General features: G+C 46.0%; 14 protein-coding genes. 4 read left to right on the top strand and 10 right to left on the bottom strand.

Going from position 1 to position 15,856, the window contains the following annotated elements; genetic code table 11:
* Positions 1-173: 173 nt before the first annotated feature.
* From MHI48_RS04010 to MHI48_RS04000, 3 genes are all read right to left on the bottom strand, one after another.
* Positions 174-1,163: an inorganic phosphate transporter gene (locus MHI48_RS04010; protein ID WP_036606054.1), complete on the bottom strand. Its 990-nt coding sequence runs from the start codon at positions 1,161-1,163 to the stop codon at positions 174-176.
* Positions 1,164-1,177: 14 nt separating this feature from the next.
* Positions 1,178-1,798, bottom strand: coding sequence for a DUF47 domain-containing protein (locus MHI48_RS04005; RefSeq protein ID WP_017690670.1), 621 nt, complete (start codon positions 1,796-1,798; stop codon positions 1,178-1,180).
* 317 nt (positions 1,799-2,115) lie between these two features.
* Positions 2,116-3,189, bottom strand: coding sequence for a DUF3048 domain-containing protein (locus MHI48_RS04000; protein ID WP_405143091.1), 1,074 nt, complete (start codon positions 3,187-3,189; stop codon positions 2,116-2,118).
* Between the two features lie 338 nt (positions 3,190-3,527).
* On the opposite strand from MHI48_RS04000, the gene MHI48_RS03995 reads away from it, so the two are divergent.
* Both MHI48_RS03995 and MHI48_RS03990 read left to right on the top strand, forming a co-directional pair.
* Positions 3,528-4,070, top strand: coding sequence for a DoxX family protein (locus MHI48_RS03995; RefSeq protein ID WP_036606056.1), 543 nt, complete (start codon positions 3,528-3,530; stop codon positions 4,068-4,070).
* Positions 4,071-4,226: 156 nt separating this feature from the next.
* Entirely contained in the window at positions 4,227-4,439 is a 213-nt protein-coding gene (locus MHI48_RS03990) for a hypothetical protein (protein WP_017690673.1), read from the top strand.
* A 173-nt stretch (positions 4,440-4,612) separates the two neighbouring features.
* On the opposite strand, the gene MHI48_RS03985 is transcribed toward MHI48_RS03990, so the two are convergent.
* The 3 genes from MHI48_RS03985 to MHI48_RS03975 all read right to left on the bottom strand — a co-directional run bounded on the left by MHI48_RS03985 (position 4,613) and on the right by MHI48_RS03975 (position 6,820).
* Positions 4,613-5,398, bottom strand: a complete 786-nt coding sequence (locus tag MHI48_RS03985; protein ID WP_100526323.1) for a class III extradiol ring-cleavage dioxygenase — start codon at positions 5,396-5,398, stop codon at positions 4,613-4,615.
* 103 nt (positions 5,399-5,501) lie between these two features.
* Positions 5,502-6,332: an alpha/beta hydrolase gene (locus tag MHI48_RS03980; protein ID WP_405143088.1), complete on the bottom strand. Its 831-nt coding sequence runs from the start codon at positions 6,330-6,332 to the stop codon at positions 5,502-5,504.
* A 254-nt stretch (positions 6,333-6,586) separates the two neighbouring features.
* Complete coding sequence (locus tag MHI48_RS03975; protein ID WP_405143086.1) at positions 6,587-6,820, bottom strand: hypothetical protein; 234 nt, start codon at positions 6,818-6,820, stop codon at positions 6,587-6,589.
* 412 nt (positions 6,821-7,232) lie between these two features.
* Here MHI48_RS03975 and MHI48_RS03970 point away from each other — a divergent pair, with 412 nt between their 5' ends.
* Entirely contained in the window at positions 7,233-8,045 is an 813-nt protein-coding gene (locus MHI48_RS03970) for a DUF1129 family protein (RefSeq protein WP_405143084.1), read from the top strand.
* Positions 8,046-8,070: 25 nt separating this feature from the next.
* Here the strand turns inward: MHI48_RS03970 and MHI48_RS03965 are convergent, their stop codons facing one another.
* Together MHI48_RS03965 and MHI48_RS03960 are read right to left on the bottom strand one after the other, a co-directional pair.
* Positions 8,071-8,976 carry an AraC family transcriptional regulator gene (locus MHI48_RS03965; RefSeq protein WP_405143082.1) on the bottom strand — a complete coding sequence of 302 codons (906 nt, stop codon included), beginning with the start codon at positions 8,974-8,976 and terminating at the stop codon, positions 8,071-8,073.
* 326 nt (positions 8,977-9,302) lie between these two features.
* Positions 9,303-12,470, bottom strand: a complete 3,168-nt coding sequence (locus MHI48_RS03960) for a stalk domain-containing protein (RefSeq protein WP_405143080.1) — start codon at positions 12,468-12,470, stop codon at positions 9,303-9,305.
* Between the two features lie 316 nt (positions 12,471-12,786).
* Here MHI48_RS03960 and MHI48_RS03955 point away from each other — a divergent pair, with 316 nt between their 5' ends.
* Positions 12,787-13,755, top strand: coding sequence for a hypothetical protein (locus MHI48_RS03955; RefSeq protein ID WP_405143078.1), 969 nt, complete (start codon positions 12,787-12,789; stop codon positions 13,753-13,755).
* 155 nt (positions 13,756-13,910) lie between these two features.
* Here MHI48_RS03955 and MHI48_RS03950 read toward each other — a convergent pair whose 3' ends face one another.
* Both MHI48_RS03950 and ilvA read right to left on the bottom strand, forming a co-directional pair.
* Positions 13,911-14,513, bottom strand: a complete 603-nt coding sequence (locus MHI48_RS03950) for a GNAT family N-acetyltransferase (RefSeq protein WP_339189872.1) — start codon at positions 14,511-14,513, stop codon at positions 13,911-13,913.
* Positions 14,513-15,805 (bottom strand): threonine ammonia-lyase IlvA, encoded by a 1,293-nt coding sequence (gene ilvA / locus MHI48_RS03945; protein ID WP_036606060.1) that lies wholly within the window; start codon positions 15,803-15,805, stop codon positions 14,513-14,515. Before ilvA ends, MHI48_RS03950 begins: the two co-directional genes overlap by 1 nt.
* Positions 15,806-15,856: the final 51 nt, after the last annotated feature.

Here is a 15,856-nt window from a genome sequence, read left to right as displayed (position 1 = left end):
CTTCTTTTGGTTTATCATTCCACGGATGGCTATCCACATATCCAGCCTGTCCACACGTTCATGCACAGGCGTCTCTTGATTTTGGTTGTATAATTGTCCACATATCCCGATATTCACACAGTTATGAACAGATGGTCTGGTAACCCCGAATTCGTTCGGGATAACTTCTCTTTTTAGAAAATAATCCAGTAGAGCAATCCTGCCAGTCCCGCAGTAATCGGAATCGTAATGAACCACGTAATAATGATACGTCCAGCAAGTCCCCATTTCACAGCAGAGAAACGTTTCGCGGAACCCACACCCAGAATAGCTGAGGTGATCGCGTGCGTTGTACTAACTGGAAGGTGAAGCAACGTTGCTGTGAAAATAACGGAAGCAGCTGAAATATCCGCGGCAAAACCATTAATCGGTTCAATTTTAAAGATTTTGGTACCCATCGTTTTGATGATTTTCCAACCACCGATGGACGTACCCAGAGCCATCGCTGTTGCCGCTGAAATTTTAACCCACAGCGGAACATCCAGATTATCCTGCACACCTGCTGCAACCAAAGCAAACGTAATAATACCCATCGCTTTCTGTGCATCATTCGTACCATGCGTGAATGCTTGCAGTGCTGCCGTGAAAATCTGTACCGTACGGAAACCTTTGTTCACGTTATGCGGACTGCGTTTGGCGAAAATATATTTGAGAATCGTCATGACCACATAACCGATGGCAAATGCGATCAGAGGTGATAATAGCAAACCTCCGACGATATCAATGAATCCGCTCCATTTCACTTTATCAGATCCTGCGCCAACGAGTACGGCACCTGCAAGGGCTCCAATAAGTGCATGTGAGGAAGAAGACGGAATACCAAACCACCATGTAACCAGGTTCCAGATAATCGCTGATATCAAGGTGACTATGACGACCTCTATCCCGTTATCCAGCGTGGTGGGGTCGGTCACACTCCCCCCAATCGTCTTCGCAACACCTGTGAACATCATCGCACCGACAAAGTTCATCACCGCTGCCATAAGAATAGCTCGACGCGGCGTCAGTGCTCGGGTTGAGACCGAAGTCGCAATGGCATTGGCCGTGTCGTGAAAACCGTTGATGAAGTCAAACGCCAGTGCAAGGAAGACGACTATACCCAATACCCAAATCGTTGTTTCCATTATTCTCTGGCTCCTTAAGAATTACGCATAATGATGGATTCAAGCACGTTCGCCACGTCTTCACAAGCATCCGTTGTTGTCTCAAGACGTTCGTAAATTTCCTTACGCTTGATCAGTTCAATCGGATCAGACACGGTAGCGAAGAGATGTTTGATACACATGCGCAGCACTTCGTCGCCTTGGTTTTCCAGATCATTCAAACGAATGGTATACTCACGGATCGCGAGCAATTTTTTCTGGGACAGCAGATGGATCGCCTTCTGAATTTCGTAAGCCGATTGGCGCAAAATTTCAGCAAACTGTATGACGAACTCATCATCTGGATCTGTCAGTTGGTACATATAGAAACGGGAAGCCGTTGCTTCGAGTCCGTCCAATACGTCATCAAGTGTTGTTGTCAGCTCCATAATATCATCGCGTTCGATCGGTGTGATAAATGTTTTGTTGAGTTCTGTAATGATCGTATGCACGTAATCATCACATTTCGACTCGTACTTCTTCATTTCATTAGCAAAAAGAGTCACATCCTGAAGGTTGGAAACATGCTGGGAGAAATAATCTGCCGCTTGAACAACCGTATCTGCCATATTCTCCAGTGTCTCAAAAAATATATCCTTCTTCTTCTTAAGCTTCATAGCTCTATCCCCTTTACGAGAAAAATTGCCGACAACCGATGAAACATGAAATGACAACCTTTGATATCTTATCATATTTGTTTCATGGTTTGTACAAAAGGTGTGATCCTTTTTTATATTCTTATCACATTAATCTGAAATGAATCTTAATTATTTGGAATAATGGTAAATTCAAGTCAAGATTTTACACTGCGTTTACAATTCGACATCAAAATTCAGAATCGACAAGATTCTACTTTTCACGCTAAGAACAATTATAATGCCTTTTCGACGACAAAATGAATACATGTTTCATTGTTTTCTTTCATTACATCCTTTTATTGCTGCACAGCCAGCTTCACGTGACTGGAAAATTCAGGTTGATTCGGAACAATGCTGATAAAGGTTTTGCCCGGCACAAGAGCTACTTCACTGCCACCCTGAACAAAACGGATAATATCCCCCTGCTTCTTCACCCACTGCCCACGAATCATCTTGCCCTTCTGAAACAGCATGGCCTCACCACCCTGTTCCAGATTGACAGACAACCGGCCTACACTATCGAGCACCTTGTGATCTGCACCTGCCACAATGATGTTTGCTGCACCAAGTTGAGTCCCATTATCCAGATCCTGATCTGCCTTGCCATTCACCATTCTCATATATCGTCCGCTAACTTCATCATAATCATACGTCACCCGGTAACTATCCAATAAATAATGGATATCAAATTGCTTCAATGCCTCTCCTGCGGATGTCGCGCCTTCTTCGTTATAATTGTATACCGGCGACTTGAAATCATGGCTGTAACCCTTGATGTCTGCCCCTTCTCTCAGCTTGTCCGCTGAAGTATACAGATTATGTGGGGCTTTACGATCCGAGGAACGCCAGAAGTAAGGTCCACCATTCGAGATTTCATCCATATGCTGTTTCTGCTGCCTTTGCAAAATGGAATACGCCTCCGGACTACCTCCTGCGTGAACAAGTACCCCATCATAACTCTCGCCGAGCTCAATGAGATATGGACGTATACTGCGAACGGGTCCAACCGTCTCCGCACCGCCTCCACTCTGGAAGATGGCTATGAAACGGGTAATGCCTCCCTCAGCGAGAACTTCAAGAATGATATCGGCTGAACTTAGACCCGATTGGGGCCGAGCTGCGGGTGCATTATTAATCATTACGGCGAGTGGTCGACGCGTAATCGCTTCATCTACAGGCAGACCCGTCAGAGGTGCTGTATAGAGAGACGTGTTGGATTCCTCCACGTGTTCTTCTTGTACAGGTGCAGGTGTCGGTTCTGGCTGAACTGGCATCTGCGCCACCTCCTGGTTTTGGCAAGCAACAAGACTTAATGAGAGAATAAACAGAGATGCAGCCCATGCTGCTTTGTTCCATTTAAAAAACTTCAATATAGGACCTCCTGAACGATATGGCCTGGTTCTAAGTTGTGATATATGTCTCATGTGGGCAACCATTTCACGTATTTCTTTCCATTTAATCACACCCTATCCGATTTGTCTGCGCCTAGAAGGCCTTGATACTGCGTGAAATTCACATTTGAAACAGCATATAGCCAGAAAAATATGTCCTAAATGTGAACTTCTCAAACCTTACTTAAAATTTGAACTAGATTGTGATTTTAATCACAAACAAAACAATTTTTGAACTATACAATAAAGACATCAAAGGTGATCACTTAGAAAAAACAAAAACAACACACACTAGATTCCATGAAGGAGTGGTTCATATGTTCAGCACAAACCAATGGCTTAGAGAAAACAAAGTAGCAATGTGGATTTTGACAGTACTTCGGGTGTATATCGGTTATGATTGGATGACTCACGGATGGAGCAAATTGACTGGCGGATTCCAAGCTGGCGGGTTCTTGGCCGGTGCGGTAGAAAAAGCAACAGGTGATCACCCGGCTGTCCAAGCTTGGTGGGCAACGTTCCTTGAGAAATTCGCAGTACCAAACGCAGGACTGTTCGACTTCGTTATCCCATTGGGTGAATTCCTTGTAGGTTTGGGTCTCATCCTCGGTTGCTTCACTACACTAGCAGCACTGATGGCTATGGTCATGAACTTCGCGTTCCTCTTCTCGGGAACAGTAAGCACGAATGCTCAACTGGTTGTAATGGAAATCTTCCTTGTCGTTGCTGGTGCAAATGCAGGTAAAATCGGGCTGGATCACTGGGTACTGCCTTACCTTCGCGGATTGTTCACTCGTAACAACAAAGGCAATCTTCCTAAAGACACACCAACAATTAGCCCTACTCAAAAAACAGCTTAAGCAATCATTCATAGAATTCTTGGCCCTGCTCCCAATCCCCCTGGAGAGCAGGGCTTTTTACTTTTCAAAAATAGCCTGGATACTCTGTCTGACTTGCTCAGGCACAGAAAATCGTATTATGATGAAATAAAGTTGAATTTCAAAGGAGTACACGATATGCCGACCCAGCGACGTCTTGAGACCGATGCGGACTTCCAGGAAGCCATGAATATGAAGTATAAGGTTCGAGTTTTTAAAGATAATCACCAGATTGACTCTGGTGGCATCATTATCCGTTTTGACAGCAACACCGTAGTAGTACAATCCAGTGTCAGTGAGCTCGCTTATCATTCGCGTACAGACTGTGAATTGTTCGAAATCCGCAAATAAAGATCTATTGCATGAATAAAGTCCTCATATTGAAAAAAGGTTACTGTAGCCCTTCAAGGGTGTACAATAACCTTCTTTTGTTTATATATTGTAATTGTATGCATTAATACACGTTATGTTATCCGTACGAAACTGGCTTCAAGCACCATAATCAGGCTGTTGTCTGTTCCAAGTTACACGCCGTCTCCAAACTGCCAGCAGTTCAAACTGAGCGTTCCGTAAGGGTAAGACTGGAATAGACGCTTCGCTGATCGGGACATATCCGCTGTACCCATGGCGTAGAACAAAGGTGCAATGTGTTCTGTACCATACGACGGAACCGCCGTACGTGCATGAGGGGCTTTTTTCTCATATTGAAACAGTTCTCTTGTGTTCCACTGCTGCAAGCGCTCCCCAATCCAGTTATCAAATTCCACCGCCCACTCTTGTGGTTCATCCGTATTGCCCAGCAATCGCAAATTGTGAACCGTTCCTCCGCTGCCAATGATTAACACATCATCATGACGCAGCTGTTCCAGCATTCGGCCAATATCATACTGTTCCTGCGGCGTACGCAACGAGTCTACAGATACAGCAATCACAGGTATGTTAGCCTCGGGATACATATGGAGCAACGGTACCCATACGCCATGATCCAGCCCTCGGCCTCGAATCGGCTGATGTGCCAGATTGCTGCGGGTGAACAAAGCACATATCTCGTTCGCTAAATCTGGCTGCCCAGATGCAGGGTATTCCATCGTATACATCGTAGAAGGAAATCCGTAAAAATCATGCAAGGTCTGATGTGTATCATCCATCGTCACGGACGGCTTAGGACAATCCCAATGCGCCGTAAATACGACAATGGCTTTCGGAGCCGGCAGCCTGTCTCCAAGCTGGTTCAAGAAGTGAGTGTAGTCATTGCTCTCCACCGCCAGAGCGGGAGAACCATGCGCAATGAAAAGTGCGGGTAATGTCATTGCTGCCAACCTCCAGACACGGATAGAATGCTTACTCCTCTATTTTACCCTTAAGAAGGCGCTTTTCCAAGCTGACATCCCCAAACAGTTGTAATCCTGCCACTTATATCATCCAGTGCTGCCAATCCTGCTCGATCTTCTGACGTTCGCCCAGCCACTCTCTGGTACGCGTAATTAGCTGTTCCCGCTCTTTACCTGAAGAGAAGGTGTGATCGCCCTGGAAGATGATCTCCTTGTCACAGCGGCCCTCTTGGCGCATCCAGAATACCTTTTGATACAGGAATGCGTAGTCTACAGGAATAATCTCATCTGACGTGCCATGCACGACGAGTACATCTCCGCTAAACTTAGCTGCTTCCTGGAATGGCTGTTGTTCAGCAAGAGACTCGAAGAACGTCGGTGTGAATTTGTATCCGAGATAATCAGCCGCACCCTGTTTGACGCCTTCATCGTATACTTTCCGTCCCGTAATCTTCACGATATCATTAAATGGATAACCCACGGAGGACCACATGACCAGGTTCTTGACACGTTTGTCACGTACAGCAGTTAGTAATGCAACGGCACCACCCAGACTATGACCAATCAGCGTAACACGCGTAGGATCTACATCACTGCAATTCACCGCGTAGTCCAGCACCGAACGGGTCTGCAGCACCATGGACTCCAGTCCCTCCGCTCCGTACTCCCCGCTGCTCTCTCCGCAACCGATATAATCGAAACGCAAGACCAGATAACCGTCTTCAGCCAGCTCCCGTGCAGTCTTTACAAATAAACGATCCACGCCGATCCGGCTACCAACGAAGCCGTGGCAGATGACCGCCAGAGGGACTCGCTGCTGACTCTTCTCCTCCTTGATATCTTTCACGACCGGATAATGAATCGTGGCTGTTAATTCTTCCTGTCCATGACGGATACTGATCTGACGTTCCATACCGATTTCCCCTTTCCACGCTTAGCCTTTAGAGTTCCATTTATTAAATATATATAATCCGATAAGTTTAGTGTGTATTAAGATGTTATTCATATATTATCATCCCGTAACCTTCAAGTCAACGTAAGTAAGAACCCTTTCTACGTCGACTACCAATCTACATTTTATCGGATAATAAGCGCAAAAAAATGAGCCACGCTGATGACAGCTGGCCCGGATATCATTTGGAATTCAAACCAAGTGTTGCAGGATCGTTATTCGTAGCTTCTACGGAACATCTCGTGGGTCTCCACCCGTCCATTCCACTCATGCTCATAACCCGAATCAGTATTGTCCCAGAAACTTCTTCCCTTCAAATTGCCATCTGTCAGTTCTTCTGCATACTCCGTATCCTCCAGATTTTCCTCAAAGGATACAACCTCGTCCACGACTCCACGGGAGTTGCTGTTCAGTAGCAGCTTCCGCGTCAATTCTGTTTGTTTATCCATAACAAGCACACTCCAATCTTGGATTTCTGTTGGAAATGCTACTATTGTGATGGAATCGGCTGCTCTTTATGCATACTTCACACAATCGTTAAATCTGGGAGGCGTGAGGGTATTTTTTCACATGAACGGGGGAAAATAAACGAACAAACATAGGCAACATATGCCTCGGAATCCTTCTGCCGAAAGGAATGAATTCATGGAACATCTACTGGAATGGATTCAACATCACGGTAAACTGGTGCTGTTATCCACCTGTGTTATACTGGCCTGTGTATGGATATGGGTCCACCATGAGCAGCTTTTTTATAAGGAATGACTTTGCGAAACGAGAGCCCTTCCCGTATACTAAAATACCGTCAGGGTCTTCAGTCAATTGGAAGATCAGAACGTGTGTAGACAGGGGGAGCAATCATTGGGGATTTCCTATAAGAAGCTTAAAGAAATACAGAATCGGCAAATAACTGAGATGAGTCGAATGACACCGGAACATGTGAAACTGTATGACGAGATCAGCACAATTGCGCGTCATGCGCCAGCGGACGAGAGAACACAGGAAGAGTGGATACTCTCCGCAGGAAAAGCGATCGTACAGGCTCAGGGGGACAACAAACCCGCTCGCGAGTTATACGGACCTGATCTGGAACAAGACATCCATGCACAGCTCGGGATTACAGATACAGCACCGGAGAAGACGGCTGCCGTTGAGGTGGGTAAATCCAGCCCAACCCGTGATAATAGTTCAACAGCTTCATCGAAAAAGAATGCCAACGCTGTAGAACCACAGCCAACTGAGAATCCAGAGCGTGTGAAACGGACACCAATGTGGTATGCCATGATCGCTTGGGCGGCTTTGTCTTTTGTCATGTTGATTCAAGGATGTGTGGGATTGTTCGTGGGTTGGACTGGCGGAGATACGGAGCCGTTCCAACACATCAGTCTGTTCTCTCTGATCGTTGCGGCAGTTGGCGGTATTGCATTGGTGGAGATGCTTCGCCGTCTTGCTGAACGACCGGACGATGAAGGAGCGGACAAGAACACCGTACCTAAGGTTAACCTTAAGGGAATCATCATTTACATCGTCATCGTGGTCCTTGTGCTCTTTGTAGGGTATCCACTGCGTGATAAACTTCCGGTATTTGCACTGGCTCCGTGGGTGAGTGCAGTGATCGGAGTTGTGGGACTTGCAACGGTAAGGCCTTTATTTGGACAAAAGAAAACAGCATAACACGTATATAAGCGATTAAGGGACTTCACGAACTCGTGAGGTCTTTTTCCATTTGGAGCTGGTTCCGATGTTTGATTCCTTTGCCCGGTGTTTCTCCAAACTCCCGCTTGAACATCCTGATAAAATAGTTCACTTCCATCCCTACGGTCTCTGCCGCCTCTCGTACACTTGCTCTTGGATGCTTGTCCAGCCATTCCGAAGCCTTCTGCAAACGTAATCGTTGCATATATTGATGTCCTGTCACGTCATAATGCTGGTGAAATAATCGGTTGAGATGCTGCACCGAATAACCAACTGCGTCAGCGATGTGCTTCAATAACAGGTCATCCTGGTAGTGCGTATGCATCAATGCTACTGCTCGGATGAGTGCATCCTTGCTCGGATCGGTCTCCCGATTAGAGTGTTTTACAGCTACGTCACGGGCCATCGATGATCCAACACCTCCAATACCGACATCAGATGGAATTTTCGATTGTGCTATATCTAAAATAAGCTGGTAGATAAGGGCTGATGTGTTCCACATCTCCGTTGCTCCTCGATCCAGCCCATGCCAGAGATTGGTCATCCGTGACCAGATGATTTCAAAACCAGAGATATGGCACGGCTCGTTCTGAAGCAAACCCGTGGATTGTAGTACCGATCCAGCCGATGTACCGCCAATACCGATATAACCCAGTTCCCCTTTGGATTTGTAATGAGGCACATACTCATGCGCAACCTCGGGTTCCACGATGAATAACTGCCCTGCTCCTATCGTCCATGTCCCTTTTCCCGTTATCTTGAACTGCCCTTCACCACCGCGTGACAAAAACAACTGATACACCGGAAATCCATCCGGTCTATGCAGAACTTTCTCTTCCTGCGTCCCCACACAATACAGGTACAGCGGCAACCGGGAATCCGGCAGGCCCGTCAAACGAAATGCAAGCATTCCATCATTCCTTTCGGCTCATTAGGCTTATACATAAGTGAACTAAAGATATTTACACTGGCCACTCCGTTTCATGTTAAATGTTAGTTCAATCTATATAGCCAACTTCCCTTTATTATCCATTATTTGTTCCCGATGTAACAATGGTCTTAGGCACCTTTTTGACGACAATTTTTTTTATCAAGTGAATTGCCGCGAGGATGTTAAGCGGTGTCTACGCGGGAATATTAAAAACTCCCTTTCCGGTTGGAAAGGGAGTTAATGGCTTTAAATTCCTAAAAATTAATTACCCAGTATGCGTTTCAACCGCATTTGTCTATCCGGATTCATGAACCTGGCGTAGAGAGGTCTGCAGCAGATGATTGAGTGCCATTACCACCTGAATTTCCCGCGCCCGGATTGTCAGTTCCCTGACCATTGCCAGAAGAAGCTGGCGGAATATCAAATGTTCTTTCTGCACTGACAGATGTATATTTCGTCGGCTCACTCACCACTGAGACTACCAAAACTTTGTATTTACCCGCTCCAAAAGCCATATTATTTGAATCATTGGCGGAATTTCCAATATCCACTATTGCTGTCCCTGAAGATGTACCACCCGTTTCAACAGTTTGTAAAGCTTTCCCAGCAGTTCCTGAACCGCTTCCTTCTTTAACAATGTACACATCGTAACGAGTAATCCCTAATTCATTTGGCTTATCGAAACTTACACTGATTAAATTATCAGTTACTTTTGCATCTAAAGCAGTTACCGTTTGCACTGGTGTTACTGTCTGTTTCTTCGCATTAATCGTGAATGTAGATGAAGCCAAACTTGATTCACGATTATTGTCGTTTGATTCAGATAAAATATACACCGTGTATGATTTGCCTGCTTCAATTTTTTGACCATTGATATCAGACAGTACACCCGGAAGTATGGCATTTCCACCAGATGTTTCCACATATTTTATTGTAGTGGAATTGTTTTCTTTCACTATATTCTTCGCTACATTGAGCCCAAATGCGCTTCCTGTCGGAGCAACCATAACAACATAACGTCCAATGCCTGCTTTGGAAGCTGGTTCCGTATATCTCAAAGTCACATCCGTTACATCACCAGCTGCTTGCTCTTCTTTCTTAACTTCAACGTTAGTAATTGTAACTACTCCTACTGCACTAGTTACGGACAATTTAACATCTGCATAGGCCGTTGACAGCACATTGGATGAATTACCTGTATTACTTACCGCAAGTACAAATATGCGATAGTTCTCATCATTGCGAATAGTTGTACTATCTGTTGCCTTGGTATCGTCTAAAGTCACCGTGTAATCTCCGCTTCCTCCAGCTTTATTTACCACCTTAAAGTTGGAGTTCCGATTAGCTTCCGACAAATCAAATCCACTCAAGTTGGAAGTTTTGACTACAAATACACGGTAATGGTACACGTTCGTCTCATTCGACGATCGATTAAATGTCACACGCAAATCACGTCCATCTCCGTTATCCGCGATGTCCTTCGCAGTCACACTGGTCGGAGCGGTAACAGCCGTGTTCGCAGTCAGTGTGATCTGAGAAGAATACGAAGACAACGCATTTTGACTTGAGTTTCCGCTATTGCTTACTGACATAACGAATACACGATAGGAAACATTATTGGAAATAAGGGAACCGCTTGTATCATATGCATTCGGAAGCGTAACTGACAAGTTACCACCCGTTTTGTTCACCTGCGTATAGTAGTTCGACGCATTAGCTGCACTTAGTGTGAAGTTGCCCGCATTACCGGAGCGAACAACGTATACTCGATATCCAGAGATTCTGGACTCATCCGCGGCCTTGTTGAACGAAACCCGTAGATCACGCCCATCACCGTTGTCACCAATATCCGCAACAGCCAGGTTGCTAATGACTCCCGCGTTACCGGTCGTTGTCAGTCTCAGAGCTGTGGAGGAAGCTGACAGCGCATTGGTGTATCCATTTTGCTGATTGCCCACCGCCATCACAAAGATGCGATAATCTTGCAGATTCGTTACGTTATAACCACTTGTGTCCTTCATGGATGAAGGCAAAGTCGTTGTAATGTTGTTACCTGTTTTATTCACCGTATAGTACAGACTGGAGGATAGGTTACTCGCCGTTGTCAGATTAAAGCTGCTGGCAACCGAGTTGCGTACCACAAAGACGCGATAATTCGCAACCTTGGACTCATCCGATGAACGGTTGAAGCTCACCTGAATATCACGACCATCTCCATAATCCGAGTTATCCTTCACCTGCGTAATTACTGGAGACGTTGCTGTGTTCACGGACAACGTAAGTGAAGATGATGCTGCGGACAGCTTGCTGTCTGTTGTTGTATTAGTGCTTACCGACAAGATGTAGACCACATACGCTGTGCCACTTTTAATCATTTCGCCAGACGTATCCCGTGTCGAAGAAGTCAGCTGGCTTTTCACTGCGGTACTGTTTCCTTTGTATATGATCGTGGAGTTTGCACTGGACACTTTATTCGCTGCAGCCAGATTGAACGCAGAAGAGTCCTTCGCTTTGACTACAAAAGCACGATAATACGTAATGTTCGATGTCGTGCTCGGCTGCGTGAAGTTAATCTCCAGATCGCGGCCATCGCCATAGTCACTAATATCTGCGGCACGCAGACTTGTAACCGCCTGTACTGTGGATTTCACATTATTGAGCTTCAATGCTTGGGAAGACCAGTTCAATGCATTTTTATAATTATTGCTGCTGTTACCAACAGTCAGTACATACAGACGATAAGTTTCATTACTATTGAGCAAATCCCCGTTTACGTCACGCGTCTGTGCATTAAGTGTCAGTTTCGGGTTGTTGCCATTCGGTGTAACAGATGTATAGTTTGCAGAAGGTACGGCAGTTGCTGAGGACTCCGTAAAGCTATTCACATCGCGAGTTTTCACCAGCATAATCCGGTAAGCAGATACCGCCTTCTCTGAAGTTGGACGTGTGAAGCTCACGGTCAGGTCACGACCATCTCCGTTACTTCCAGATACCGACCCGTAGATGTTCCATGCAGCATATTGTGTCTCATCCACTGGAGGTGTTGCCGTTGTCTTGATATCTACACGCTGATTGCGTGAGTTCCAGAATACTTTTTCTCCAAAAGCTTCACTGACAAAACGAATCGGAACCATCGTGTTGCCCTTAATCGTGTTTGCAGGTACATCCAGCGATATCGCTTCCCCGTTGATGTATGCCGTTTTGGAACCAAGTGTCAATTTAACTTCCTGATCGTCGCGAGTTGCAACAATCGTTTTGGTTCTGTTCGTGTACTGTACCTTCGCATCCAATCCTTCAAAAATCGACCGTAGCGGAACCAGTACGCGTCCACCTTTCATGACAGGTGCCTGAGCAGATGATAACTCTGCATCATTAATATATATACTGATCCTCGCAGCTGCATCCATAACCGACGTTGGAAGTGCGGACATCAGCATGGCCGATACAGCCAGCGCTGACATTACCTTCTTCACTTGTTTTCCTCCCGCTTTCCTCATATCCCATATCCCCATTCTCACATTTAGTTAACATCGAAATAGATTCGCTGTTCATTTCATTAATTCCTGTATTTACCTATGCACAACTAAGACGTTCCGATCGGCTCAAAAGTTTCCAGTTGTACAAAAAATATTTTCTCAGAAATCTTCCTCTATCTTCCACCCTCCAAAAGTTAAAAATAACAGAAGAATTTGTCACCATTCCGCAACCACATCCTGCACCAATTGGGTTAATGTATAGTGACTAGTGAACAACACCTATCATTTTCTCAACTACGGGAGGTTCATATCTATGACATCATCGTTCCAATCTGCCAAACGTAAAGGCATGCGCACCTTCATTACAGCCACCGCCATCCTCATGCTGCTCCAAACGGCTGTCGCTCCATTATCCGGAGTCGCTGCTGCCGCTTCTTCCAGTACAGATACCAAAGTCACAACTGCCAGTTCAACAACGATATATAAAACATTTCGGTCCATGCTCTACAAAAAGAACGGCTTGCCTGCCGCTGATATTTATCTCGAATCTCATATCGATCAAGTTACGACTCATCATGCAACCCTGATGGTCTTACAGCTGGAGAATGCCCGCAACAAGGCGTTAACAGCCATGACGGACCGTCTACTGGTGCCTAATGTTCAAGACAAGATGATCAAAGCCTACAAGTGGAATGATAGCTTCACCCAACTGATGAGCCGCACCAACGACACCAGTCTGCGTGCGCTGCTCCAGCAGGCACGGGATAGCGGTTATCGCCTGGTTATGCTGGAAGGTTCCCTCTATCCGATCATGAATTATATGGCTTTTCAGAAATATATCTCGTACGTGAAACCAGACATCAAACAATACATTAATATTATGGCAGTTGAAACCAGCAACCTTGCCGCCGATGATGGTGCACTGGTCATTGGCTATCAGGAGATACTCAATCGCGCTTTGAATCAGGAACGATTCCTGAACGAATATCCGAAGTCCAATCGGGTACAACAGGTGAAGAACCTGATGAATAACTATACCTTGTATACCTTTTATGGCCTGAATAATACGCCTTTATTTGACTATGAAACGAACAAAATGACAGCCAATGCCCAGAAAGGTTACAAAGCTGTCTTACAACGTAACTCATCCGAAGACAGTTCCTTCCTGACCAAACTTGAAAAGTTCATGGACATCGTAACCGAAGCCAAATTCGAGAAAACGACTGCTGTCGAGAAATGGCTGGAGCAGAATGTGCCGGTCAGCGACTACGCGAATTATTGAGTTAATCCGCTTCCATGGTTAACACCCGGTTCAAGCCAAAACTTGGGCTAAATCCTAACAGATAACCACGACAAAAACCGCCACAGGATTTTCTCCTGTGGCGGTTTCTTCTTGCTTCTATAATCAAAACTGACTTAATCCGTGAGCTCCCTGCACTATTGAATCGGTTTGACCATATGATTATACTCATGTCCTGCGATGACAATCACATCGTCTTTGACATATCCCTGCCGTTCGTACAGCATTAGTGCACGGCCGTTGTCCCGTTCTACAATCAAGGATACCTGCGAGTGACCCAGATCTCTGCCCTGCTGCTCAAAAGCAGCCATCAGTGCCCGGCCGATGCCCTGCCCCTGATAAGCTTCACTTACCGAGAGAGTATCCAGATAATACTCCCCCGGACGGGTTTCTTTGACCAATGCATACTTCTCTTCCTGGCTTCGTCCAGGGCGGTTCAAAATCGGCTGGTCCAGACGATCTGCGTCTCCGCCATCATAGGCTACCAGAATCCCCGCAATCAGCCCATCCCGCTCCATCACTGTCACATGACGATAGCTAATCCGGTTGTTTTCCTGTACATAGAACTCCTGCAAAATCTGCATCGCCTTCTCATGATCCGCCTCACCCGCAAGCGCGTATGCAATGTCTCCTATCGCCTGATACAGCAAAGGAATAACCTGATCAGCATCTTCTATGCGTGCAGGTCTGATCAGAGGAGATGTTTCGTGGTGATCTGACGGCATACTGGTATGTTTCATCAGATTAACATGTTGAACAGATTTAGATTTTTGTTCAGTTCGGTATAGGCGATACCTTTGCGGTTCATGCGTTCAATGAGCGGGTGGTAATCTTCCTTGTACATCAGCTCGATGCCCACCAAGGCAGGGCCATTTTCCTTATCATGCTTTTTCGTATATTCAAACCGGGTGATATCATCATTTTTCCCTAGAACTTCCTCCAGGAATTCACGTAAAGCTCCTGCACGCTGCGGGAAATTCACCATGAAATAATACTTCAGACCTTCATAGATCAGGGAACGTTCCTTGATCTCCTGCATCCGGTCGATATCGTTGTTCCCGCCACTAATAACACAGACCACCGTCTTGCCCACGATTTGCTCACGATATTGCTCAAGCGCCGCAACAGCCAAGGAACCGGCAGGCTCGACAACGATCGCATTTTCATTATATAGTTCCAGAATAGTTGTGCACGCTTTGCCTTCCGGCACTTTCACAATGTCATCAAGTATACTATTGCAGATATCAAAGGTGAGGTCGCCAACCCGTTTCACCGCTGCGCCATCCACGAATTTATCTATATCATCCAACGTCACAACCTGTTTGCGGAACATCGCTTCACTCATGGAAGCTGCCCCAAGTGGCTCAACTCCAATGATGCGTGTCTCTGGACTCACGGTCTTCATGTAGGTTCCCACGCCGGCTGCCAGCCCTCCGCCACCAATCGTCACGAATACATAGTCGGCATTCTCATCGAGACTTTCCATGATTTCCATCGCTACCGTACCATTACCTGCAATAATCTTCGGTTGATCAAAAGGATGGATAAACGTCATGCCCTGTTCGTCACATGCACGCATTGCTTCTGCGTATGCATCGTCATACGTATCCCCGATCAGCACCACTTCAACGTTGTTTCCACCAAAGCGACGCACCTGCTTCACCTTCTGGTTCGGTGTTGTACTCGGCATAAAGATTTTGCCGTTAATTCCAAGGGCATTACAGCTAAAAGCAACACCCTGAGCATGGTTGCCCGCACTTGCACAGACAATACCCTTCTCCATCTCGGCTGGTGTCAGACTGCGAATCATATTATAGGCACCCCGAATTTTGAACGAACGTACCACTTGAAGGTCTTCCCTTTTCAGATACACATTACAGTTATATTTGGCCGACAATACAGCATCCCGCTGTAACGGCGTTCTTACAATGACCTCACGCAGCACATGATGTGCGCGTACGATATCTTCCATGCCAACACTGGCACGACCGGGACTTGTGGTTCCCGTTGGTTCTTGTTCAACTGGTTTCATGTTGTCTCCACACTCCGCTTTTATGGTCTAGCAATGTCGCGCACTGCTTTT

The sequence above is a fragment of the Paenibacillus sp. FSL H7-0942 genome (assembly GCF_045040715.1).
Lineage (GTDB): Bacteria > Bacillota > Bacilli > Paenibacillales > Paenibacillaceae > Paenibacillus > Paenibacillus amylolyticus.
The sequence above is the reverse complement of the archived record's forward strand: the minus strand, read 5'-3'. Positions and strand labels throughout refer to the sequence as shown.